32 protein-coding genes and 1 riboswitch are annotated in these 22,925 nt (G+C 39.0%); of the genes, 11 read left to right on the top strand and 21 right to left on the bottom strand.

What is annotated here, in order from left to right; genetic code table 11:
• Nucleotides 1-95 precede the first annotated feature (95 nt).
• Nucleotides 96-476 carry a kinase-associated lipoprotein KapB gene (kapB, locus tag AB7942_RS08780; RefSeq protein WP_369446549.1) on the top strand — a complete coding sequence of 127 codons (381 nt, stop codon included), beginning with the start codon at nt 96-98 and terminating at the stop codon, nt 474-476.
• Between the two features lie 39 nt (nt 477-515).
• Here kapB and kapD read toward each other — a convergent pair whose 3' ends face one another.
• From kapD to AB7942_RS08825, 9 genes are all read right to left on the bottom strand, one after another.
• Nucleotides 516-1,139: a 3'-5' exonuclease KapD gene (gene kapD, locus AB7942_RS08785; protein WP_088089465.1), complete on the bottom strand. Its 624-nt coding sequence runs from the start codon at nt 1,137-1,139 to the stop codon at nt 516-518.
• Between the two features lie 200 nt (nt 1,140-1,339).
• Entirely contained in the window at nt 1,340-1,723 is a 384-nt protein-coding gene (locus AB7942_RS08790; protein WP_098930825.1) for a hotdog fold thioesterase, read from the bottom strand.
• A gap of 118 nt (nt 1,724-1,841) precedes the next feature.
• The gene (locus AB7942_RS08795; RefSeq protein ID WP_369446550.1) at nt 1,842-2,078 is read right to left on the bottom strand and encodes a hypothetical protein; all 237 of its coding nucleotides are present in this window, start codon (nt 2,076-2,078) and stop codon (nt 1,842-1,844) included.
• Between the two features lie 188 nt (nt 2,079-2,266).
• Entirely contained in the window at nt 2,267-3,775 is a 1,509-nt protein-coding gene (locus AB7942_RS08800) for a leucyl aminopeptidase (RefSeq protein ID WP_369446551.1), read from the bottom strand.
• Nucleotides 3,776-3,887: 112 nt separating this feature from the next.
• Nucleotides 3,888-4,496: a 3D domain-containing protein gene (locus tag AB7942_RS08805; RefSeq protein ID WP_369446552.1), complete on the bottom strand. Its 609-nt coding sequence runs from the start codon at nt 4,494-4,496 to the stop codon at nt 3,888-3,890.
• A gap of 175 nt (nt 4,497-4,671) precedes the next feature.
• The gene (locus AB7942_RS08810; protein WP_369446553.1) at nt 4,672-4,995 is read right to left on the bottom strand and encodes a YuiB family protein; all 324 of its coding nucleotides are present in this window, start codon (nt 4,993-4,995) and stop codon (nt 4,672-4,674) included.
• Between the two features lie 174 nt (nt 4,996-5,169).
• Entirely contained in the window at nt 5,170-5,295 is a 126-nt protein-coding gene (locus tag AB7942_RS08815; protein ID WP_168245575.1) for a YuiA family protein, read from the bottom strand.
• 157 nt (nt 5,296-5,452) lie between these two features.
• Entirely contained in the window at nt 5,453-5,944 is a 492-nt protein-coding gene (locus AB7942_RS08820; RefSeq protein ID WP_369446554.1) for an NUDIX domain-containing protein, read from the bottom strand.
• 256 nt (nt 5,945-6,200) lie between these two features.
• Complete coding sequence (locus AB7942_RS08825; protein WP_088089471.1) at nt 6,201-7,418, bottom strand: NAD(P)/FAD-dependent oxidoreductase; 1,218 nt, start codon at nt 7,416-7,418, stop codon at nt 6,201-6,203.
• A 467-nt stretch (nt 7,419-7,885) separates the two neighbouring features.
• On the opposite strand from AB7942_RS08825, the gene AB7942_RS08830 reads away from it, so the two are divergent.
• Together AB7942_RS08830 and sinI are read left to right on the top strand one after the other, a co-directional pair.
• Nucleotides 7,886-8,884: an NAD(P)/FAD-dependent oxidoreductase gene (locus AB7942_RS08830; RefSeq protein ID WP_369446555.1), complete on the top strand. Its 999-nt coding sequence runs from the start codon at nt 7,886-7,888 to the stop codon at nt 8,882-8,884.
• A gap of 601 nt (nt 8,885-9,485) precedes the next feature.
• Nucleotides 9,486-9,623 carry a DNA-binding anti-repressor SinI gene (gene sinI, locus AB7942_RS08835; RefSeq protein ID WP_369446556.1) on the top strand — a complete coding sequence of 46 codons (138 nt, stop codon included), beginning with the start codon at nt 9,486-9,488 and terminating at the stop codon, nt 9,621-9,623.
• Between the two features lie 154 nt (nt 9,624-9,777).
• On the opposite strand, the gene AB7942_RS08840 is transcribed toward sinI, so the two are convergent.
• On the bottom strand, nt 9,778-10,029 hold the full coding sequence (locus AB7942_RS08840; RefSeq protein ID WP_369446557.1) for a YolD-like family protein: 252 nt from the start codon (nt 10,027-10,029) through the stop codon (nt 9,778-9,780).
• Between the two features lie 206 nt (nt 10,030-10,235).
• A riboswitch (cyclic di-GMP riboswitch) is annotated at nt 10,236-10,319 on the top strand.
• A 32-nt stretch (nt 10,320-10,351) separates the two neighbouring features.
• On the opposite strand from AB7942_RS08840, the gene AB7942_RS08845 reads away from it, so the two are divergent.
• A complete protein-coding gene (locus AB7942_RS08845; RefSeq protein WP_369446558.1) occupies nt 10,352-10,474 on the top strand; it encodes an anti-repressor SinI family protein in 123 nt (40 codons plus the stop codon).
• Nucleotides 10,475-10,840: 366 nt separating this feature from the next.
• Here AB7942_RS08845 and AB7942_RS08850 read toward each other — a convergent pair whose 3' ends face one another.
• Nucleotides 10,841-11,206: a HesB/IscA family protein gene (locus AB7942_RS08850; protein ID WP_088089473.1), complete on the bottom strand. Its 366-nt coding sequence runs from the start codon at nt 11,204-11,206 to the stop codon at nt 10,841-10,843.
• A gap of 165 nt (nt 11,207-11,371) precedes the next feature.
• Nucleotides 11,372-11,611, bottom strand: coding sequence for a YuzB family protein (locus AB7942_RS08855; protein WP_088089474.1), 240 nt, complete (start codon nt 11,609-11,611; stop codon nt 11,372-11,374).
• A gap of 225 nt (nt 11,612-11,836) precedes the next feature.
• Here AB7942_RS08855 and AB7942_RS08860 point away from each other — a divergent pair, with 225 nt between their 5' ends.
• The gene (locus tag AB7942_RS08860) at nt 11,837-12,904 is read left to right on the top strand and encodes an NAD(P)/FAD-dependent oxidoreductase (protein WP_369446559.1); all 1,068 of its coding nucleotides are present in this window, start codon (nt 11,837-11,839) and stop codon (nt 12,902-12,904) included.
• A gap of 225 nt (nt 12,905-13,129) precedes the next feature.
• Here the strand turns inward: AB7942_RS08860 and AB7942_RS08865 are convergent, their stop codons facing one another.
• Nucleotides 13,130-13,456, bottom strand: a complete 327-nt coding sequence (locus AB7942_RS08865) for a YuzD family protein (RefSeq protein WP_369446707.1) — start codon at nt 13,454-13,456, stop codon at nt 13,130-13,132.
• A gap of 132 nt (nt 13,457-13,588) precedes the next feature.
• Between AB7942_RS08865 and AB7942_RS08870 the strand changes: the two genes are divergently transcribed.
• Complete coding sequence (locus AB7942_RS08870; protein WP_256942591.1) at nt 13,589-13,849, top strand: NifU family protein; 261 nt, start codon at nt 13,589-13,591, stop codon at nt 13,847-13,849.
• Nucleotides 13,850-13,922: 73 nt separating this feature from the next.
• On the opposite strand, the gene yutH is transcribed toward AB7942_RS08870, so the two are convergent.
• The gene (gene yutH / locus AB7942_RS08875) at nt 13,923-14,933 is read right to left on the bottom strand and encodes a spore coat putative kinase YutH (RefSeq protein WP_369446560.1); all 1,011 of its coding nucleotides are present in this window, start codon (nt 14,931-14,933) and stop codon (nt 13,923-13,925) included.
• Between the two features lie 197 nt (nt 14,934-15,130).
• Between yutH and AB7942_RS08880 the strand changes: the two genes are divergently transcribed.
• On the top strand, nt 15,131-15,643 hold the full coding sequence (locus AB7942_RS08880) for a phosphatidylglycerophosphatase A family protein (RefSeq protein ID WP_088089479.1): 513 nt from the start codon (nt 15,131-15,133) through the stop codon (nt 15,641-15,643).
• 31 nt (nt 15,644-15,674) lie between these two features.
• Here AB7942_RS08880 and AB7942_RS08885 read toward each other — a convergent pair whose 3' ends face one another.
• The 3 genes from AB7942_RS08885 to AB7942_RS08895 all read right to left on the bottom strand — a co-directional run bounded on the left by AB7942_RS08885 (nt 15,675) and on the right by AB7942_RS08895 (nt 17,310).
• Nucleotides 15,675-16,439, bottom strand: coding sequence for a TIGR01457 family HAD-type hydrolase (locus AB7942_RS08885; protein ID WP_369446561.1), 765 nt, complete (start codon nt 16,437-16,439; stop codon nt 15,675-15,677).
• Between the two features lie 67 nt (nt 16,440-16,506).
• On the bottom strand, nt 16,507-16,944 hold the full coding sequence (locus AB7942_RS08890; protein WP_369446562.1) for a DUF86 domain-containing protein: 438 nt from the start codon (nt 16,942-16,944) through the stop codon (nt 16,507-16,509).
• A gap of 21 nt (nt 16,945-16,965) precedes the next feature.
• Nucleotides 16,966-17,310, bottom strand: a complete 345-nt coding sequence (locus AB7942_RS08895; protein ID WP_369446563.1) for an EAL domain-containing protein — start codon at nt 17,308-17,310, stop codon at nt 16,966-16,968.
• A gap of 268 nt (nt 17,311-17,578) precedes the next feature.
• Here AB7942_RS08895 and AB7942_RS08900 point away from each other — a divergent pair, with 268 nt between their 5' ends.
• Together AB7942_RS08900 and AB7942_RS08905 are read left to right on the top strand one after the other, a co-directional pair.
• Nucleotides 17,579-17,845 (top strand): DUF3055 domain-containing protein, encoded by a 267-nt coding sequence (locus AB7942_RS08900; RefSeq protein WP_369446564.1) that lies wholly within the window; start codon nt 17,579-17,581, stop codon nt 17,843-17,845.
• 58 nt (nt 17,846-17,903) lie between these two features.
• On the top strand, nt 17,904-18,194 hold the full coding sequence (locus tag AB7942_RS08905; protein WP_088089484.1) for a cytosolic protein: 291 nt from the start codon (nt 17,904-17,906) through the stop codon (nt 18,192-18,194).
• Between the two features lie 29 nt (nt 18,195-18,223).
• Here AB7942_RS08905 and AB7942_RS08910 read toward each other — a convergent pair whose 3' ends face one another.
• Nucleotides 18,224-18,499, bottom strand: coding sequence for a YutD family protein (locus AB7942_RS08910; protein WP_066258581.1), 276 nt, complete (start codon nt 18,497-18,499; stop codon nt 18,224-18,226).
• Nucleotides 18,500-18,614: 115 nt separating this feature from the next.
• Between AB7942_RS08910 and AB7942_RS08915 the strand changes: the two genes are divergently transcribed.
• On the top strand, nt 18,615-19,235 hold the full coding sequence (locus tag AB7942_RS08915; protein ID WP_098930835.1) for a YhcN/YlaJ family sporulation lipoprotein: 621 nt from the start codon (nt 18,615-18,617) through the stop codon (nt 19,233-19,235).
• A 155-nt stretch (nt 19,236-19,390) separates the two neighbouring features.
• On the opposite strand, the gene lipA is transcribed toward AB7942_RS08915, so the two are convergent.
• Nucleotides 19,391-20,308: a lipoyl synthase gene (lipA, locus tag AB7942_RS08920; protein WP_088089486.1), complete on the bottom strand. Its 918-nt coding sequence runs from the start codon at nt 20,306-20,308 to the stop codon at nt 19,391-19,393.
• 207 nt (nt 20,309-20,515) lie between these two features.
• Between lipA and AB7942_RS08925 the strand changes: the two genes are divergently transcribed.
• Nucleotides 20,516-21,514 (top strand): M23 family metallopeptidase, encoded by a 999-nt coding sequence (locus AB7942_RS08925; RefSeq protein WP_369446565.1) that lies wholly within the window; start codon nt 20,516-20,518, stop codon nt 21,512-21,514.
• A 27-nt stretch (nt 21,515-21,541) separates the two neighbouring features.
• Here AB7942_RS08925 and yunB read toward each other — a convergent pair whose 3' ends face one another.
• Both yunB and AB7942_RS08935 read right to left on the bottom strand, forming a co-directional pair.
• Complete coding sequence (gene yunB / locus AB7942_RS08930; protein WP_088089487.1) at nt 21,542-22,327, bottom strand: sporulation protein YunB; 786 nt, start codon at nt 22,325-22,327, stop codon at nt 21,542-21,544.
• A 266-nt stretch (nt 22,328-22,593) separates the two neighbouring features.
• The gene (locus tag AB7942_RS08935) at nt 22,594-22,896 is read right to left on the bottom strand and encodes a YunC family protein (protein ID WP_088089488.1); all 303 of its coding nucleotides are present in this window, start codon (nt 22,894-22,896) and stop codon (nt 22,594-22,596) included.
• Nucleotides 22,897-22,925: the final 29 nt, after the last annotated feature.

Consider the following 22,925-nt stretch of genomic DNA (forward strand, 5'->3'; position numbering starts at 1 on the left):
TTTTTCACTTTAACCGAAATAATTTCCTCACAATGTTTTTAATTTACTATGTTTCATATTAAAATGAAAGAGGAAAAGCGAAAGGGGTGTTTGTTGTGTCAGAATTACAAATCGGTGAATTCGTAACAGCCATTTATAAAACAGGAAAATATATCGGAGAAATAACAGAAGTACGCCCACAGCATTATTTAGTAAGAATCCTCGCAGTACTTAAACATCCGATGCAAGGAGATTTACATAATCCGAAAGATGCTGATGTACTTATTTTTCATGAGAGAAAAGCGCTCAGCTATCGTGAGCAAGCGAATATTCCATACAAAATGGTTAAGATCTTCGAAAATGAAGTTCCAGACTATATGGAGTCCTTAAAAGAGGCCGTAGCCATTATGAAAAAGGAACTAGCAGAGACAACTTCAGAATGGGCTGAGATGAGCTTAAAGGCATTAGAATCGCTAGAAAAAGATTATAAATTATAAAAATGCTAAAGGCCAAATCAGTTTGAATGATTTGGCCTTTTATGCGAATTCACTTAATAACTTTGAGAAATCAATCCGATCACCAATTGTCGTTGGTTCTGGTTTTTCTAAATAACGTTTATCCTTTTCAACGAGCTTGAATATATTAAAGGTAGTCAACGCATCATCAAGTGCTCGGTGATGCCTGCCTGTCCCTTCTTTCCCATATTCCTGTACAGCTTTCCAGAGGCCCGTTTGATTTTGGTCACCAAAAAAGCGTTTATATTCCATGGAAAGATCTAATTCAGCAGCCTTGAGCGGAAAAGCAACCCCTGCCTTTAAGCAATTATGCCGAAGGACCTTCATATCCATATTTCCCCACGTAACAATGGTTGTTTCATAATTATGCTTATTGAACTCCTCTAATTTTTTTACAAGTTCAAAAATAGATAAACCCTTGTCTACTTGCTGCTGGGAAATATGTAAAAAGGATTTACAGCGTTCCGTAAGTTTTGGGAATTTAAGTGGAGTCACAAAGGAAGAAAACTGTTCCGTCACTTGGTCATCAACGACCGCAACTATTCCAACCTCGATAATTTCTGCATAAAAGTCCTTCATTCGTACATTTCGTTCAGGCATTGTAAACTCAAAATCGATAAACAAATATTGCCGCCTTGCTCTCATCAATTTCACCACCTTTACGTTTCTTCTTAATACATTATATAAAGAAACCTGTACAAAAAATTGTGCTTTTTTTCTATTTTTTTATTTCTTACATTATAACATGAAATTAAAGTTAATTTTTTAAATTTTTCATCAATATAAAAAAGAACGGGAATGACTCCATCCTTATTTAGAAACCTGGCATACATGTTTTTATGTTTTTATCTTTTTAACTTAATAACCGCCATCGTACACCTAGACACACAAACAAGGCGGTCTTGCTCGTCGGTAATTTTAATATCCCATACCTGAGTTGATTTCCCTTGATGAAGTACAGTACCTACTGCAGTTACAACCCCTTCCGTTTTGGGACGGACATGATTGGCATTAATCTCTTGCCCCGCAACAGCCTCTACTTCTTTATCAACCAGCTCATACGCCCCTACACTGGCAACCGTTTCTGCTAAAGCAACAGATGCTCCTCCGTGCAGTAATCCAAATGGCTGGCGGGTCCGTTCATCCACGGGCATTGTCGCAATGACCTTCCCTTTTTCGATTTTGGTAAGCTCAATCCCGAGAGATTTAAGTAATGTGTTTTCAATCATTTCTATTCCTCCAATATGTAAAATGTTGTCTATTTAATCTATTCGCTTAATTTATTAATTTTCCTTTTAATTATAGTTTTCTAATTAAAAAAACAGCCCAAGAGCTGTTTTTTCTCATTTAATAATAATACGGGGCACCATAGCCTGGATAAAATGCTCCTGGGTAGCCTACCGGCGGTGGAGGTGGGGGTGGCGGATAAAAGCCTGGATATCCGTAACCTCCATAAAATGGCCGGCTAATTAATGCTCCTCCTAAAAGTCCACCTAGAAAGCCCCCAATCAATGGCAAACCAAAACCAAAACCAATAAATCTATGATCCTGTCCCTGCTGTGGGTTCCGATAATAAGGGTACATGTAGCAAACCTCCTCTCCTCTATACTTGCCTACACTATTTCATATGCGAAGTGTAGGGGTTTGGAGTGGGCAAAAGAGCCCCCGAGATTCATATTGGATTTCCTTAGTAAGGCGCTCATGAGGACAAATATCTGTATCAGAAAGCAAAAACTGTCCTCATGAAGTGTTCATGAGGACAGTACCAGTAATTATTTCTCAATTGGTTCAAACCGTTCCACAAATAAGGCAAGTGTCCGGGTCATGACTCCTGTTGCCCCGGCTGGACCTAAATCATATGCCTTGGAAGAGGTTGCCGTCCCTGCGATATCTAAGTGTACCCACGGTGTTCCTTCGGCAAATTCACCGATAAACGCCCCAGCAACAAGCGCATGGCCTTCACTGCCTGGGGAATTATTTAAATCGGCGACTTTACTGTTTCTTACCCGCTCGATCTCCGTTTCAAATAATGGCAGCTGCCACATCTGCTCACCCGCTTCCACCGAAGCTTCCATTACCTGTTCTAATAATTGCTCATAGTTAGTCATTGCTCCAGTAGTATGGAGGCCAAGAGCTGTTATCACTCCACCGGTTAAAGTGGCCACATCTACCAGGTAATCTGCGCCATGTTGCTTGGCATAGGTAACTGCATCAGCTAACACAAGGCGTCCTTCTGCATCTGTATTTAAAACCTCAATGGTTTTACCGCTCATCGAGGTAATGACGTCATCAGGTTTAAAGGCATGACCGTTAATCATATTATCTGTGGATGGAATGACCGCGACCACGTTTTGCTCTGGCTGGGTCTCACCGATGATTTCCATTGCCCCTAGCACTGCAGCTGCTCCGCCCATGTCCGTTTTCATCCCAACAATTCCAGCTTTTGTTTTAATAGAGTAACCGCCTGTATCAAAGGTAATCCCTTTTCCGACGAGGCCGATGACATCTTTCCATTCGTCTTTTCCTTGATATTTCAGGACAATCATTTTTGGCGGCTCTGTTGACCCTTGGTTAACTGCAAGGAAGGCTCCCATACCGAGCTTTTCGATCTCTGCTTTATCTAAGATTTCCACTTCGAAATCATACCTTACAGCAAGGTCTTTGGCATAATTAGCCATATCTGTTGCTGTCAACATATTGCCTGGGAGGTTAACAAGTGTTCTCGCCGAATTCGTTGCTTCTCCAAACGCAAACCCTACAGTTAGTGATGCTTCGACTTCATCTTCCTCATAAGTATCACAATAAATCGTCACATGCTCGAGTTTTTTCTCAGGCATGTTCGATTTTTGTTTGTAGCCTTCAAATTGGTAAGTGGAAAGAGAAAGTGCTTCACTCAACGCATGTGAGGCATCTAAACCATTTACTTCCACTGCTGTAAAGGAATCTAAATAAACAGCGGTTTCCTCAAGTTTACTCTTTTGGATTTCCTTAAAAAGCCTGCCAAACGCTTCTTTTAGTTTATCGAAGGTTAAATCCTTTTCTTTCCCTAGACCAACAAACCAAATTCGTTTTGCACCGATTTTTCCAAAGCTATGTACTTTACTGATACTTTTTAACTTGGCCGATATATCACCCGATTTTACTAGGTTTGTAAGCTGGCCTTCGAACCGCTGATCAAGACTTGTCAATAATCCTGAAAATTTTTCTGGTTTATCAAAAAGACCAATGATTAAACCCTCGTGCTCAGTAGAGAGGTCTATTTCCTTTTTAACATCAAACAAACTACTTCACCTCCATAATATTGTATTTTTATTATAACGAATAAACGTTTATTTCGACTAACTAATTATCTTGAAATTATATTAAAATAAAAAACAGGCCAGCAGCCTGCTTCTATCGTTTCTCCGAGCTAATGTACTGCCCGCGAAAAACTTGCATCGATTTATCTTCATTTAATGATTTAAGTGTATGCTCTGTCAGTTTCCCATTACCTTTTTCGACGACATAAATATCTAACTTCTTTTTCCCCCATTTATTATAAACATCCTCTACCGTTTCATAATAAAGGTCTAGTTCATTCCCTTTAATAGCCCCGCCTTTATCAGCTACAACTCCATATCCGTATCCAGGGATAAAGAGAATCGTTCCAATCGGAAAAACAGATAAATCTGCTGCGATCGTTGAAAATAAATCACGTTTAACTTTTACTCCTGAGTAGGTAATCCCGTATTCAGGATGACCTTTACTCTTTCCTGTTGATTCTACTCCCGCAGTATAACCAGTGGCTGTAACAGTTAGCTTAGGATATTTTGACCAATCAATTTCGTCTTCTAAGGAACGTGAGGTTCCAGCAACGGTTTCAGTGGTTGAGATAACCGATGCAAATTGCTTAATGAGCAACTCGGCATTTACTCCGGAAATAGATTGGAAGGTCGCTAATATTGCCATCAAGAAAAGACACACCATCGCAAAACGCCTAGTCCAATTTTTCATTTTATTCATAAAAATTTTCACTCCTCCCAAAATATTCATTCCCAAGCTAGAGGAAATTATTCAAAAAAGGCGGAGGAAAATTTTTAGAACTGATTTTTCTATTCCTTATATCCTTGTTCCCCAAAAAAGACCCTTACCTAGAGGTAAAAGTCTTAAATCATCTGGTATTCATTTATTAAAAGTCTTAAAACATTTGGTATCCATTTTTTCGTAAAAGCTTGATTGTAAAACCAGCTGCGACTGCACCAGCAAGTCCACTTATTAAGATAAGAATATCTGCAGTTGCTAGCGAAGTAAACCTATGGCCCAAATCGTTAAAGGCCATTTTACTATTTGTAAAATATTCACTAAACCTTACTTTATCTACAATAAAAATTGCCACAATCGGATAAACTACTGCCATAACCCATGACATTCTTAGAAGCATATTTAAGATAAATCCAATTCCAAAAAATAAAACAAAGAATAATAAAATCGAAATGATTAAGACCACAATGCTCATTTGCATCCGAGATTCCCCCTTATACATCAACATTTAGTGTACTTAATGTCGAAAAGGGAGTCAATATAAACGAATTATTTTTGTAAGGCAATACTTTCCTTACGAAAAAAAAGCCCCTCGAAAGTTTCGAAGAAGCGGTTATGGCTCGTTTTTCAACCGGTACAGAAAAGGTAAAAAGCCTTATTCTTTTTTCTTGCCTGTTCCATTGCAGCACGTACAGGTTTCTGATCCGCCTAGTACTAGTTGAAAATAGCCTTTTCCAGAGCAATAATCACAGGTTTTGGAATCCAAACTCTTAACTGTCATTGTCCATCATCTCCTTAAAAAATTAACTTAATTTTCTGATAATATATCAAGGATTAGCTAAAATGGAAAGGTCAGAATTTGAGCGAATTACCCCAAGAAAACGGATACACATTAAGTATTCTTTCATTTACTAAGTGTTCCTTAAATTTTCTAAAAATTATAAAAATAATTTATAGGCTGTATACCCGAATTGATCCCCAGGATTCAGGTCACTAATACTTGGTTTCAAAAAGGAAACATCATTTTTTATCAGGTATTGGAGAATAATCGATGCGTCTTTCTCGAGCAGCAGTTCTTCTGGAGACATAAATCTCGCTTCAAAGAGTTCGTTTTCCTGGTGGATCACCTCACCCTCTTCTATCGGTTCAAGCAGGAAATGGAGTAAATTATCACTGATTTCACCTTTAATAACACCCGTTCTCAATCCCATGAACCCCTTGACCTGACAGTGAATACCGGTTTCTTCCTTGACTTCCCGAATGACTGCTTCATCCGCAGTTTCCCCCATCTCAACAAAGCCTGCTGGCAATGACCATTGTCCTTTTAAACCGCCATATCTTTTCTTCACGACAAGCCATTGTCCAGCTTTAGACTTTACCACCCCAGCAACAGCCAACCAAACCTTCCCGCGTTTTTCACGATTGCTCACCCAAACTCCCCCTAACAAAGAATTCATTTGTTCAATCATATCAAAAAGGGACAGATTTCTCTGTCCCTTTTTCATTAAAATTTATTATCATTGAACTTTGATAACTGTCTAGCTGCAGCGCCCTGCGGCTAGTGGACTTCGCTCTTCTCCCTACGATAAGTTAAGCACGAATGCGCTAACGCTCTCAGTGTTTCCTTTATCTCAGTCAAAGCGCTCCAGTCCATACGCCGCAAAACGGGCGCTTTTGCTTTTCTTTTTAAAATACATTAAACTTCCCTTTTTTCAATACAAGACCTGCGCCGCCAATCATGTATAAAGAGCGATTATCGACTACTTTTTTCATGAAGGATGCCTTGGCACCAGTTATTTTTTTGCCAAAAACAACACCGATCGCATCATCTTCACCAAGGGAGCAAACAGTCCCTTTATTGTCAAACGTAAAAGTTTCTAACTCAGCTTTATTGCGAACTAGGGCCGCTATATTACGGGCACAAACTTCGCCTTGCTGCATAGCAATTTGAGCGGTCGGAGGATAAGGACGATTAATCTCCTCATTAATCATGAGGGAGCTGTCACCAATCATGAAGACATCCTCAAAGCCAGGAACACGAAGGTCCGGCTGAACTTTTACCCTGCCTCGCATGGCTTCGAAACCTGATTTTTCAACAATCGAGTTCCCACGAATTCCAGCAGCCCAAACGACGGTACCAGCCTTAATCTCACGCGGTTCCTCATCACCTTTTGCTACAAAAATTCCTTCTTCCGTGCATTCCTTAATCGCAGTTCCAATTAAGAATTCGACACCTTTTCGTTCCAATTGTGAAACGGCGTAATTCACTAATTCTGGGTCAAAACCAGGGAGTACGGTTGGTGCAGCTTCAACACAAATAATTTTTACCTTATGGAAATCCACATCATATTCATGGCACAATTCCGGTATTCTGTTTGTTAATTCACCTAAAAACTCAATTCCTGTAAATCCAGCACCACCAACAACAATAGACAAACGATTGTCGTTCTTCACTTCTTCCATATTGTAGGTGGCAAATTGGTATTCAATATGTTCGCGCAATTGACGTGAAGAATTTACATTAGAGATTCCAAATGCAAATTCTTTTAATCCTTTAATACCAAACGTTTCTGGCTCACCGCCAAGGGCAATAACAAGGTAGTCATAGTTGACTTCACCTTTTTCTAAAATAACCTTTTTTTCTTCTTTGTTTATTTCTACTACTGTATCTTGAACAAAATCCACTTTACTGCGATCAATCACATCACGGATATCATAACGTACACGATCATGATGTAACGTACCTGCAGAAGCTTCATGGAGCCATGTGGTTTCATAATGGTAGTCATTTTTATTCACTAATACAATATCCGCTTCATTAACGCCGATTAATTTTTGTAAGCGAACTGTTGTCATTAGTCCACCATAACCAGCACCGAGAATAACAATTTTAGGCTTTCTCAAAGTGATCACTTCCACCTTTTATTTTTTTTGAATAAACTCTTTTTTTCTTAGCTTCCACTGCTTTAATCATTTTTATTTTGAATAACAGAAAAATGTATGTGATATAATTCACGTATGAGTCTAAAAAAAACGAACTGCTTGGTCTGGATATCGATTTTCGCAGAGATTTATTACGCTAAGAAAGTAAATATTTTTTCCATGATTGTCATAAAAATGTGCTTTTTGTGACACAAAAATTTAACAATCTATCCTCAATACATCTTATGCTACTTTCACAGGATTATCAAGCAATTTTTATAAATTAATTAACTTTAAAAGATAAGGAATTGCATCTCCTCTTACTCTTTTAGTCTTTTTTTTAACTATTGTTTCTATTGCGAATATTACCTCTATAATGATGTGAGAATTTTTTATTTTATGATATTATAGTGAGTAGAGTTTCTAACTACAAGTTGGGGGGATACGGAGTGCAAGAGAATCAAAAAGTTTATGACATTACAATCATCGGTGGCGGCCCTACCGGTTTATTTACCGCCTTTTACGGAGGAATGAGACAAGCATCCGTGAAAATCATTGAGAGCTTGCCACAGCTAGGCGGTCAATTATCAGCGCTTTACCCGGAAAAATATATTTATGATGTGGCAGGTTTTCCAAAAATTCGTGCACAAGAATTGATAAATAACTTAAAAGAACAGATGCGCAAATTCGAACCTACCGTTGCACTTGAGCAATCTGTTGAAAAGTTAGAAAAACAAGAAGATGGTACGTTCAAATTAACAACAAATAAGGAAGTCCATTATTCAAAAACGATTATTATTACCGCTGGAAATGGTGCTTTCCAACCGCGTCGTTTAGAGCTAGAAAGTGCTGCCCAATATGAACGGAAAAATCTCTACTACTTTATTGAGGATCTAAATCAGTTTGCAGGCCAAAAAGTTGTTGTTTTTGGTGGTGGAGATTCTGCCGTTGACTGGGCACTAATGCTTGAGCCTATTGCTGAGAAAGTATCTATTGTTCACCGCAGGGATAAATTCCGTGCTCACGAACATAGTGTCGAAAACTTGTATAACTCAAAAGTAGATGTGAAGACACCTTATGTTCCTGCCGAACTTATTGGCGATGAAAGTGGAATTAAGCAGGTAGTTCTTGAAACGGTTAATGGTGAAGAGAAAGTTACACTCGATGTGGATGCTGTTATTTGTAACTATGGTTTTGTCTCATCCCTTGGACCAATTAAGGAATGGGGTCTAGAAATCGAAAAGAATTCCATTGTCGTTAATTCGAAAATGGAAACCAACATACCTGGCATTTATGCTGCGGGCGATATTTGCACCTATGACGGAAAAGTGAAATTAATTGCTTGTGGCTTTGGTGAAGCACCAACTGCCGTTAATAATGCCAAAGCCTTCATTGATCCAAAAGCAAAAATCCAGCCTTTACACAGTTCATCAATGTTCAATACATAGAAAAAAGCGTCCCTCTGCGGACGCTTTTCTTATATTTTTAGCATTCTTCTGGTGTACCTGTTCCCGTAGCCCACGGAAAATACTCCCGGCCACAACTAACATTTGCAACTTTTCGAAGTCATGGACGACAAACTCGTTGTACGTGACACCGACCAGCACCTGCCAGTTAATTTTCCTCGTTTCAACTCGATGCAAAGCTTTGGCTAATAGGATTAATGTAATAAATAAAAATATCCCTATTTAGGTATATTTAACCATAATGATATTTACAAAACCCAATAATTAAAGTATAGTTCTTAATGAAGAACAAACAAGTACTGTAAGGAGAAAGTTGTGTTATATCCTCTTATTAATGAAACAAATAAAATTCATATTGTTAAAGATTTAAATAATTGTGCTTGTGGTCTAGTATTTAATTCTGAAATCGTTATTAAAAAGAAAACACTTAGAAAAATTAAATTTGTTGACTTGGACGAGGTAACTTGTGATAAGTGTGTGTCAAAACTACTTAAATTAGATTAATATCTCGTATTCTAATTAATTAACAAGCAATATTTCTCTATAGACTTTATTTTTTTTAATGAGGAGGATACATGGTAATATGGTAACTGTTGTGTTAGATAAAAAAGATCTGGATAATGAAGAACTAGATACAGTATGGTTAGAACTAATATTAGAAGCCAGAAAATTAGGGATTTCTGTTGATGAAATTAGAGAGTTACTAAAACATTCTTCATAGACCGAATCAACGGTCTTTTTTTAATCTACAAGTGCCTGGGCACTGCATTCAATCCATATGAATATAACGCCTTATTGCTCGGATATCAGCTATTTACCCCGGTAACATCTTCGAATGCCACTCGCTCGAATACGCCAGGCTTAACTTTTCACCCTCAGACGATGTGTAATCGGATCAATGCGGTATAATCCGAAGAAAAGCCGTCGGCCCATACCGTTAGCCTCACCGCTAATTTGTACTCCATCGGGTAGGCTATGCATTGGTCAAATTCCTCCATATCGAATTCGCTTAGCAACGGCCTTGGCTGGTGCTCTTGGTCCTTAAACACGGCTCGTTGCTCTTCGAATACTTGCGGCATAAAGGACGCTGCATTCCATTTAATTAAACCGCGATCTCTTATCGTCATTACGGTCAACTCCTTCGTTCTTATTACACACGAATAAGAGCTCTATAAAAATGGAAAATAAAAACACCACCTGTTATGATGACGTCGTCTTCACAATTTTTTCGTAATAACGAATTGTGTTATAAACTGTCGAAATAATTGGAAATATTTTGATTCCATTTATAAAATCCACATAGTAAGATGTTACTATGAAATTTAAAACTTTAATTAGATAAAGGCAAACCTATCGAAAGGTTGGGACGCAAAGCTCCAGGTCTAAAGTACTTAACAATGATGGCTGAGCTGCCTAAAATAATTAGTATTTTAGGAGGATACATAGTATATGAAAACCGCTCTGTTAAGTGAAAAAGAACTAGATAAAGAATGGGTAGACCTCATTTTGGAAGCTCGAAATTTAGGAATTTCTGTTGATGAAATTAGAAATTTCCTAAAAGTATCATCTTAGACCTGAATGGTCTTTTTTTTTGCCTCTATATACTTCATTATATGAGTCAACTGTTCACCAGTTTAAGTTACCAGCTTGTTGCGCAAGAAATGATTAAAAAATCACTCGATACGCCCGAATGCGAATATTTATTTTGTAATGCCATAATAAAAAGCCTCCCTAACGGTATATGATTAGACATCCCACCGCTAAGAAGGCCGTTATTTTCACCCCTGATTCGCAAATCTCAGGGGTGCATTTGTTTAATTACGGGGTTTTGTACGAACCGTTTTTCGACGTTATCCGCAACCCTTCGCCCTTGTTTCCGATTCGATTACCGGACTAATATCCCGAGCATCAAAACGGCTCAAATCGTTGATATACCGCCTAGCATTCTTCTGGTGTACCTGTTGCCGTAGCCGTTCTAAACGAAGAACCGCAGCCGCATGATGCAATGGCATTCGGATTGTCAATCGTAAAGCCGCCGCCCATCATGGATTCTTTAAAATCAATCTTCGTTCCTTGTAAAATAGCAGCACTCTCTTTATCGACCAGCACTTGAATCCCGAATTGTTCAAAGGTGAGATCCTCTTCGTTTACTGTATGCTCAAAGCCCATACCATAAGATAAACCGCTGCAGCCACCGCCTTTTACGCTGACTCGTAACAGTGCACCTTCTTCTTCGTTATGCTTCATCATTTCTTTAATATGGAGTGACGCTGCTTCTGTTAAAATAACCACTTCATTACTCATTGTATATCCCTCCCTAAATGAGGCTTTTATTAAATTATATACACAGATTGTTAACTACTCAACTAATTGAATCCTATTAACTAATATATGGAATAATAAAAAATAAGGGAGCGGCATTGCTCCCATATTTTATTCATAATGTTGAGCTAAGCGCTTCCGCTTTTCTTAAAACATTGGATTTTCTTCTAGATATTGATAAATGTTATCTACCAACTCATCGGCTGTTTTTCCCGTTACCACTTCGCCATTTACAAGAGCATATAATGTAGTTGCACATTTTCCACAATATCCAAGACATCCATATTCAATAATATCCAAGTTAGGATCTTTTTCTAATTTTTCAAGTGCTTTTTGTGCACCATTAGCAAGATTGCTAATACAAAATTCAATGATGGGTTGAATCATTGCCTTCACCTCTCCACAACTACTTATCCTACTCTATTTCATTTACTTCGTCAATTACCATGTTTACCCTGCTGATGTCAAGAAAATCATGAATAATGTTGTTATTTCGACACATTTTAGATATACTCGTATTTGGTAAAGAAACGAAAGAATTATACTACTTTTTTATATTACACTCAGCCAATTTATTAATATAAAAACCGGATAATCAAAGGGGAAATAATAATGAAAAACCTTGTAATTTTAGGTGGTGGATACGGTGGGATGAAAGTTTTAAACGAACTTCTTCCCAACCATTTACCAGAGGACGTAAAGATTACTCTTGTGGACCGTGTACCCTACCATTGCTTAAAAACGGAGTACTACGCATTAGCCGCAGGAACGATTTCAGACAAAGAAGTCCGTGTTGCTTTTCCGGAACACCCTCGATTAGAAGTTAAATATGGTGAAGTAATCGCCGTTGATACAATGAGCAGAAGAATCGTAATGAAAGATGCAGAACCCGTCGCCTACGATGATTTAATTATCGGTCTTGGCTGTGAGGACAAGTACCATGATGTTCCCGGTGCAGATCAGTTCACTTACAGTATACAGAGTATCGAAAAGTCCCGCCTTACTTACTCCGTCTTAAACAATTTGGGACCTGGCTCGGTTGTGGGTATTGTGGGAGCAGGTCTTAGCGGTGTTGAGTTAGCAAGTGAATTAAGTGAAAGCCGTGAAGATCTAAACATCAAATTATTTGATCGTGGAAAACATATTCTTTCCTCTTTCCCAGAACGTTTAAGCAAATATGTTGAAAATTGGTTTGTGAAAAACAATGTTGAAATTATCAACGGTTCCAATATTACCAAGGTAGAAGAAAATGTATTATACAATCACGATCAGCCTATTCATTGCGATGTGATTGTTTGGACGGCAGGGATTCAAGCCAATAAAATTGTCCGCGATATGGACGGGGAAAAAGACGGAATGGGCAGACTAGTCCTTACCCCAATTCATCATTTACCAAATGATGAACATGTTTTTATACTCGGTGATTGTGCAAGTCTCCCCCATGCACCAAGTGCTCAATTAGCAGAGGGACAGGCTGAACAAATTGTTGAAGTCTTAAAAAGACGTTGGAAAGGTGAAGAACCTCCTACTTCCTTCCCGCAAATTAAATTAAAGGGTATCCTTGGCTCCTTGGGTAAAAAGCATGGTTTTGGAATGATGGCAGACCGTGCCATTACAGGACGCGTCGCCCGCATGCTAAAAACCGGTATTCTTTGGATGTACAAGTATCATAATGGATAAGAAAGCGGAAGCGCCCGTTTTGCGGCGTATGGACTGGAGCACTTCGACTGAGATAAAGGAAACACGGTGAGCGTAAGCGAACCGATGTTGACTTATCGTAGGGAGGAGCGCGAAGTACACTAGCCGCTGGGCGCTGAAGCTAGACAGTAATACAGGTTCAAAGAAATAAATTATGATCCTATAACAAGAAGAAGCATTCCGATGTCGTTGGAATGCTTCTTCTCATTAAATTGCTTTATACCCATATTTCTCTAGTTCTGAAAAAATAGTTTTTAGGCGCGGGTTCCCTTCGCCAACGACTTTTTCTTTAATGACAACTACCGGGTAAAACATATCCTCTTCGACCACTTTTTTGGCAAAATCGAGTTGTTTAATCTCCCCAGTGGGCTGGTAAATATCAACGTAGGTCATTTTAAAAGGTTGATCCGGAAATTTCCTAGCAATAGCTGATTCCAGCCATTCAAACGTTTCTTTGGAAGAAGGTAAATTTACACAACTTGGGCATAATTGTTCCGCACCATAAACAACAATTTCTACTTCGTGACTATTCATCATATGATTCCTGCCTTTTTCTTTAAGATTGACTATCTTATTTATACTATACAAACAAAGTAAATGTCTTTAAATGTGTGTTTTCCTAATTTCTGATAATGGATTTTTAACGCCGATGACATTATAATATAAATTATAGGAAGGGAGTCGATTCATTTGGCAGAACAAGAAATTATTGAGCAAGTTCAAGAAGTATTAGATAAATTACGTCCATTTCTTCTTCGCGATGGCGGAGATTGTGAATTAGTAGATGTGGAAGAAGGCATTGTAAAACTTCGCCTGTTAGGTGCATGTGGAAGCTGCCCAAGTTCAACAATCACACTTAAGGCTGGTATTGAAAGAGCTCTTTTAGAAGAAGTTCCTGGTATTGTTGAAGTAGAGCAAGTATTTTAAATAATAAGCCTTAATTAAAAAAGCGATTGCCTTCCGAGGCAATCGCTTTTTTCGTGATACATGTAATTAATTATTAATAAAGCCATTCCAATAGCGGGAGTTTTAAAGACTTAATGGGCGCATCCGTTAGTTGATAAAAACCAGCCAAAAACCGTTCATATTCGCCAGACTGCCGTAAAATTCTGGTTAACTTCTCCTCCAATACTTTTTTATCCTGTTCAGATGTGGTTATATAATAACTCTCGATGCATTCAAAGTAATGAAGTGGAAAAATTAAGCGCGAATATAATAATCGCCAGGTAAAAGGCGACAATGGAGAAATACTTTGGTACTCTTCAAAAAATCGTTTTAATTCCACATCATAGGTTTGGAAATTGTGAAGGTATCTTTCTCTTGTCCATTCAGCTAGGTCACGGCTGCGATGGTCAAAGACCCAATCGAATGGATTTTTAATCATATAATTATTGAGTGGTCCCCATGTTTTTTGGGTAAAACGTTCATGACAAACAGTGCCGCTATCTGTTTCCAATGGTTCATCATCGATTTCGGTATCCACTAAATATTGAATAGCATTCTCCGTTAACCCTAGATAATAGGGGAAGGAATCAATAAACATTCGTTGAAACTCATCTTCAGGTGTTTGAAAAAGCAACCCATTCCAAACCTTTTCCATTTGCTCAAGCCGCTTTTCCCATAATGACTTCCATTGGCCAATCCTGCTGGACCTCTCTATTTGAAAGGTAACCCTTCTCCCACGCTCATGGAATCTAGCCAATTTCCTCCCCAATTTTATTTTTCGATGCGCTTCTGTTTGTCGATTGGCCAAGACACAATATTTATTTTGTTCCCATGTCGTAATTAGATGACCTTCTTTCGATTGCAAAAAGACGGGGACATTTTGATCACCATAATTTCTTAAATGCTGAGATATTTTTTCAAGCTCGGCAAGATCCTCTTCTTCCTTGCCAGTTGGTTTGGAGATTAAGTAGAGCCAGCCATTTCCTCTTAACGCATCGTAAGTATCTAATTTTACATATTCATCCACCGTAATGCCATATTGATTTTCCAGCATTTTCTGAAGCATTAAGGTCCCACCTCATTTCTTTCCCTTTTCTTACCTCATGTATATGTATTTAGCTTAAAAAACTTGTTTCTGAATAACGAAGAAAAATGATGGAGAATATAAGGCTTTATCCATGCTCTTTTTTAAGGTGAATTTGCATAAGTTAGAATAATAAAGTATATATTTAGTGAAAATCCATAGAAAAGGTGATCAGAGGAATGGCAGACGACAAAAACGTAAATCTAACCGAAGTAACTGCACGCAGATGGCTGAAAGAAAGAGGCGTTGAAGTACAGGACATCGCTGATTTAGTATTCTTTTTACAGGAAAAGTATCACGAAAATTTGAAAATGGAAGATTGTTTAGCGAACGTGGAACGCGTTCTTTCAAAACGTGAGGTACAGAACGCAATTTTAACAGGAATACAGCTGGATATACTTGCTGAAAAAGGAATGCTTGAAGAGCCTCTTCAATCCATCATTGGAACAGATGAAAGCCTCTATGGTGTGGATGAAATTCTAGCCTTTTCCATTGTAAATGTATACGGGTCAATCGGTTTTACAAATTACGGTTACATCGATAAGTTAAAGCCAGGGATTTTAGCGCATTTAAATGATAAATCAACGGGAGAGTGCCATACCTTTTTAGATGATATTGTTGGTGCGATTGCAGCGGCCGCATCGAGCAGACTCGCACACCGGGCGGCACGCGAGGAAAAAGAGAAAAAATAGATTAGAAAAGGATGGGTTGCCCCATCCTTTTTCACATCTCCCATTGATCTAATGAATCAACGGTATAGGTTGGCTTTCGGTCATAGCCGGAAAGCAGTTCTTTTGTCGTTACACCCGTATGAACTAATAAGGTATCCATGCCTGCATTCATACCTGCTAAGATATCCGTATCATAGTAATCGCCAACCATCAATGTCTTTTCTTTTGGTGTTCCTAGTACCTTTAAGGCCTGGTCCATTATGATTGCTTCAGGTTTGCCGATAAAAATTGGCTGTGTTTGTGTGGAAACCGTAATAACTGATGTAAGTGAACCATTTCCTGGAAGCAAGCCTCTTTCTGTAGGTATGGCAATATCGCCATTTGTCGAAATGAATATTGCTCCATTTCGAACGGCCAAACAAGCCACAGCCAATTTTTCATAACTAATCTCTCGATCAATTCCCACTACCACAAAATCGGCATCTTCTCCTCCAAAGTTTAATCCCTTCTCTTCTATGGCTGTCTGAATGCCTTCTTCCCCAATCACATAAACAGAAGCATCATTTTTTCGTTCATAGATATAATTAGCCGTCGCTTGGCTGGTTGTAAAGACCTGCTTCTTTTCCGCGGGAATATCAAACTGGGTCAACTTCTCAGCCACCTGTGCCGGTGTTCTTGATGAGTTGTTCGTCACAAATAAATACGGTATTTGTTGATCGCGAAGTTTTTTCACAAAATCGGAAGCTGCTTCAATTCGCTCTGTCCCTTTGTACATCGTTCCATCTAAATCAATTAAATAGCCTTGATACTTTTTCAAGATTCATCACTCCTAAAATCTATTATGACCAAATAAAACAAAAAGACCGCGAAAAACGGTCTAATTATTAGTTCTTAAACGCCGAAACTGGACCTAATTCATTGGTAAGATAATTACGGACATTAGCTGCAAAATTAACCAGTTCATGTAAGTGTTTTGAAAAGACCTCTTGAAGTTCCCGGTGATTAACATCCGTATAAGCTTGGACAAGTATTTTTCGATACTGAATCAGTATTTTTAAAGATTTCCCCGTTTCAGCTGAAATCACCTTTTCATCCATTAAAATATCAATGATGTCATCGTAACTGCCTGGGTCCCGCATAATAAACCCATCAATCATCGAATTTCCGACATCCAAAACCGACTCAATCATCATCTGGTTTAAACGCTCTAGTGCTGCCTTTTCAAGCGGCGTGGACCACTCCTTTTGACTTAAGAAGAGTTGTATTTGTGTTTCTAAATATTTTAAGATTTCCTCAATTTTTTCTCTGTCAACAAAATACATCGTTTCACTACCTCCATTTTTCTATATGCTACATTTTACAAGCGCTGCTGGACGTGCATAAAAGAATCCTTGCGCTAAGTCAACATTATTTCTCTTTAGCACGGATGCTTCCTCTTCGTTTTCGATGCCTTCTGCGACCACTAGGGATCCCGCTTCTCGTGCGATTAGCATTAAGCCCTGTAACATCGATTCTTTCACCGAATTTTTATCAATATTTTGAATAACGGAACGATCTATTTTAATAATATCCGGCATGATTTCACTAATAATACTCAAACTAGAATACCCGGCACCAGTATCGTCCTTGGCAATATTAAACCCCATTAAACGCAGGGTTTCGTAGAATAAATTGAGGAGGATAAACACGTATGGACGAAAGAAGTAATAAAATCTTTCCCCTTTGCATTACATTTTTGACCTTTTCCATGTAACGACGGAACATTCAATCATTCCTCTCAGGTGTCAACTTTTGAGAATTCAGATTAATTGTAACATAATTTGACATCGTTCGTGTTTTTCGATTCCTAAAAACTTATGAAAATTTAGGAAAATTCTTTACTCCACTACATTCACTTTATTTGTTACTATATAGAAGATGTCGAAAATACGTATTTTTTATTAAGGAGACGGTTAGATGAAAGAACGCTTTTTCTTATACGATGATACAGAAGATACAAAAACAAGATTTGTCAGCTTTGTTGGTGAAAATCAACGCTTTGATTTAGCGATTGTTCAAAGTGACCGCCATTTCGGGAAACATCTGGTTCTTGATATGCAAGGGAGCCGTTTTGCTATCATCGGCTTAGACGATTTGCAAGAGGAAGGCTATCTAGAGTACGCTTTTCAGTTGAATGATGATGATGCAGAGGAATTAAGGTCCTTTTTAATGGAATTAATTTAATGTGTAGTCATGAATTACACTCCCTTTGAAAATAATAGTAGTAAAAGGGGGCGCAAACATGACAAAAAACGATGATGAAAAATATACGGAACTATCTAATGTTGAAGCACGAAGAAACTTTCTTACCGCAGAAGAATATCCTGAAGGTCCTTATGGTTCTCCAATCCGTGAAAACGAACCGGTTCAAAACAAAAGCACACCTTGGACAGATGGGCAACGGCCATACAGCGCCTTTAATTACGAAAATAAAACACTGCATCAAGATCTTCCACGGCAGATGGACGGAGCACATCCAACACATGATGACCCTGAGAAAGATGAACAGCCACCCTATATGGAGACAACGTAAAAGAAGGGCCAGTTTAGCTGACCCTTCTTTTACTTCTTTACTTTTTTCAAGACAAAATATGCACAGCCAAAATTGCAGTATTCATACAGGTATTCACTTAGTGTACTAATTTTTGTATCAAAGGTGGCTTTTTGGTTTTGGTCGTCGAAAAAGCCCTTTAACCGAAGTTGACCATAACCCCAATCGCCAACAACATAATCATACCTTGTTAAAATATCACTAAACCTTGCTTTAAGGGCTTCCTCATTAAAGCCGTTTCTATGTTCTTGGACCATTTCATAAACAGTGTTATTCATTATAATCATGATATTTCACCTCTTTTGCCAGCTAATTCCTAATAACCATTATAACCGATTCCCCATCAATTACTAAGAAAAAAAATCCTCTAAATGGCCATTCTAATAAAAGGAGGTGTTGAAATTGAAAAAATTAGTCATAATCTTGGGATTATGTACAATGACAGCTGTTACAGGATGCTCTAAGGATATGGCCAACCGTGATGTGTATGAGGAAAGCGGCAATACCATTAATGTTAACAATAAAAGACATGAGCTATACAATGAAGGGGCTAGCCGCGGTGTCCGTAACGTTAGTAACAATTATGGCTTTGTCCGTCACCAAAAGAGTCCGCTGATGAATGATAATACGGCTAATGACCACTATACAGCCTTAGACCGTGAACAGGTGGCAAATATCATCAGTAAATACAGTACTGAAATCCCCAATGTAAATGATGTCGCTACACTTGTCACAGACCAAGAAGTATTAATTGCATATGATACAGATTCAAAAGATCGCAATTTGACGGCAGACCAAGTCAAGAAAACGGCGATGTCTGTCGTTCCAAGATATTACCATGTCTTTGTTACAGACAATAAAGTACTAATGAGGGATGTAGAAAATCTCGCAAACCTTGACTCCACAAGCCGGAACGCCCGGAATTTGGTTAATGGGCTAATTAAGCAAATGAAAAAATCCCCACAAGGGCAGCGAATGAACGCAAGTGAGGACGAGAATGGACTAACTCCTGACGACAAATAGAAAAGCGGAAGCGCCTTGCACAGGGGCGACAGGCATAAGACGAGCCGGCATGAAGGTTGCTTTTTAACCTTCAGGACGAATTGGCTGCTGGAGCTAGACAGTCATATTCCCAAATAAATTAAAGAGTTCAGTCACTTTGACTGAACTCTTTGGTTTTAAGCTTGTTGTGCTTCTTGTTCACCAAGGATTTGCTTGTGTTTTGCTGCAGCATTAACTTGCTCATCTGCATGATAGGATGAGCGGACAAGCGGGCCTGCTTCACAATGGCTAAAGCCTTTACTAATTGCAATTTGTTGTAATTCTTTAAATTCATCAGGGCTATAATATTTCTCAACCTTCAAATGACCTTTTGTCGGCTGTAAATATTGGCCAATCGTCATAATATCGATTTGATTTGCTCTTAAATCATCCATAACTTCGATTATTTCTTCCTTCGTTTCCCCTAAGCCAACCATCAAGCTGGATTTTGTTGGAATATTAGGCTGCATTTCTTTTGCCCGACGAAGAAACTCAAGGGAACGGTCATATTTAGCCCGGGCTCTAACTCTAGGTGTCATCCGTCTAACCGTCTCAATGTTATGGTTTAAGATATCAGGTTTAGCATCCATTAATACACGTAAATTTTCTTCTTTTCCGCCCATATCGGAAGGCAGAACTTCAATACTTGTAAATGGATTTTTCCGGCGAATCGCACGAACCGTTTCCGCAAAAATGGCTGCCCCGCCATCCCTGAGATCATCACGGGCTACCGCTGTTACAACCACATGTTTTAAGTTCATCAATTGAACAGAGTCTGCCACTCGTTCTGGTTCTTGCCAATCAAGCTCTGTAGGTAAACCCGTTTTAACCGCACAAAAGCGGCAGGCACGAGTACAAGTATCCCCAAGAATCATGAAGGTAGCCGTACGTCTTTCTGCCCAGCATTCATGAATATTAGGACAGCGTGCTTCTTCACAAACTGTGTGCAGATTCTTTTCACGCATCATTTTTTTCAAGCCCGTATAGGACTCGTTTGTATTTAGTTTTATTTTTAACCATTCCGGTTTTCTTAGAATTTCTTCTTTCTTACTCACGTTCAGCACACCCCTTGAAACGATATATATGTTTCTATATGTTGTCACTTTAACATACTGAAATAATATCGACAAGCAAATCGGTTTAAATTATCTAGTTCAAACCATCTTGATTCAGCTAAAATCTCGTTTACCATTTATTAACCATAATGAAATGGTTTAGAAAACATAAACTAACCTTGTACATTACTCGGAAGGAGGATTCTTGTGCGGGCTGTTCTAATCATCGGAACCTTTCTTTTATTATTTACCACTTCATTCACGGTCAGGGAGGCTCAAGCAAAAACAAACGAAACTGATCCATATCAAGAAAGAATGAAGCTTTATAAGAAGGTTGAAACGGTTACCCAAATTCCTTGGTATTATTTAGCGGCTATTGATCAATATGAAAGAAGCATCCGCCAGGTCCGCAGAGACTTACCTAAACCAGATAGCGTAATCGGCATCTATTTTCGTCCAGAAGAATGGGCTGGATTAACCAATCCAAATCCTTTGGAAAAAAACCCCGCAATCATCCAGTTTTTTGATGGAAAAGGTGTGGATGGGGATGGGGATGGAAAAGCGAGTCTTAAGAATGATGAGGACGTCCTTTATACGTTTGCCAATTATCTACTTTCATACGGAATTGATCATGATAATATAAAAATCGGCTTATGGAATTATTATCATCGTGATAAAACCGTTAGTATCATTGCTGGAAAAGCAAAAATATATCGACATTTTGGTCGGATTGATCTAGATGCACAAGTATTCCCCGTACCGATCCGCAGCAATCACAGCTACCGGAGCACCTGGGGATCTGCCCGCGGGTGGGGTGGACGAAGGAGTCATGAAGGTACCGATATTTTTGCTGGCTACGGTGTTCCGGTTCGTGCGACAAACTATGGCATTATTGAAATGAAGGGCTGGAATAAGTTTGGAGGATGGAGAATCGGCATTCGTGATATTAATAATACCTATCATTATTTTGCCCATCTCAGCGGTTTTGCTAAGGATTTAAAGGTCGGCCAAATTGTTGAGCCAGGAATGATTATTGGCGGTGTAGGGAGCTCTGGGTACGGCCCTCCAGGAACCTCAGGAAAATTCCCTCCACATTTACATTACGGGATGTACAAAGACAACGGTGTAACTGAATGGTCTTTTGATCCCTATCCTCATTTAGCTAAGTGGAAGCGGATAGAGCGGATGAATGCTCGAAAAAAATAGGACTGTCCATGGTGGATAGTCCTATTTTTAGTTCCCCGATTTTTTGGAGTCCGACTGTTTATCTGGAAGCTGTATTGATGGAGTTACTCCGCCGCCACTATTGTAGAATTGCGGGACATCTCCTTGTATGAGTGATCCGTCAACCGGAATACTTTGAGTAAGCTTTGTTATTTTAGTAGCAAACGGGGTAATAATCTGGACAGACACTTCGATATGAATAGAAACATCGACCCAAGTATTATTGATTCCCATATCTTTTGTCTCAATTTTAACATCTGGTTCCACTTCGCCAATGGCATGAAACTTTACGGGGATCTTCGGACCAAAATTTCCTAATAAGGAGATATTTGTTGCTTGCCCTAGAGGGACATACCAAATAATTCCGTCTTCCTTTTCCGAATTATGCGTTTCAATTTCAACATCAGTTAACTGCTCTAACGAGGCAAGATCACCTTTTTTAGCTGCCTTCAGGTTTTTTTGAATTTGAGCGGTTGTTTCCGCTAAGACCCGGTTTATATAAACTGTATTGAGTTTAACGTTGGAGGCCTTGCCATTTTCACTTGGTAAGATCACAATTACGTCATTGTCTTCACCTGTGTCTGTTGTCCGTTTTGTAATCGCCTTATTAATAACAAGGGAAGCAATATTTCGGGTTTCGGAAGTAGCAATTCTCATTAATGTCGGCTCAATCCCCTTATTCACGAGCCATAAGCCGGTGGCAGTTGAAAATAGAAAAAAGACAAACGTCAATAGCATGACATAACGGAAAGGCAACGGTCCCTTCCTCGGAAGCCGTCTGCGAAACTTCGCCAAAAAAATCACCCCTTCAAGCTATATGTATGCTTTGAAAAGGAGAACTAGCCCTACAAAAAAGCGGAAGTAACCATTTTTACACCATGTTGATTGGAGCGGAAGGCGCGAAGACTCCTGCGTGAGGACGGGGCAGGGGAGTCCCCAGAGGCGCTTAGCGCCGAGGAGGCTCCCTGGACCGCCCGCGAACCGCACGCGCCTGGAGCAGAGACCAACAGCCAAGTTTAATAGTGCCAAATATAAAAAAAAGCCCGCATGGAGCAAGCTTTTTAAATCATTTTTAACAAGGCTTCCTTCCCAATCATTCCTTGGTGAATACCTAACGCCTCTGCCTCCCATGTTACCGACTCTAACGGTGCATTTAGGAGCTGTTCAATGGTTCTTACTCCCACAGCACGGCCGGCAATAATCTTGCGGTCCTTTAATTTATCATTTAATAAACCCACATCCAAGGCACCGCACATGATATATCCCTTATCGCTTGATACAGCAAGCAAGGTTGTTTTTGGAAGTAAAACCGAAACTGCCAAAAAGGTATGGCCGTTTATTTCAATTGGTGAAAGATCAATCAAATGGTCCACACTCCTTTCCTCTCTATCAC

It is taken from the genome of Neobacillus sp. BF23-41, assembly GCF_041106275.1.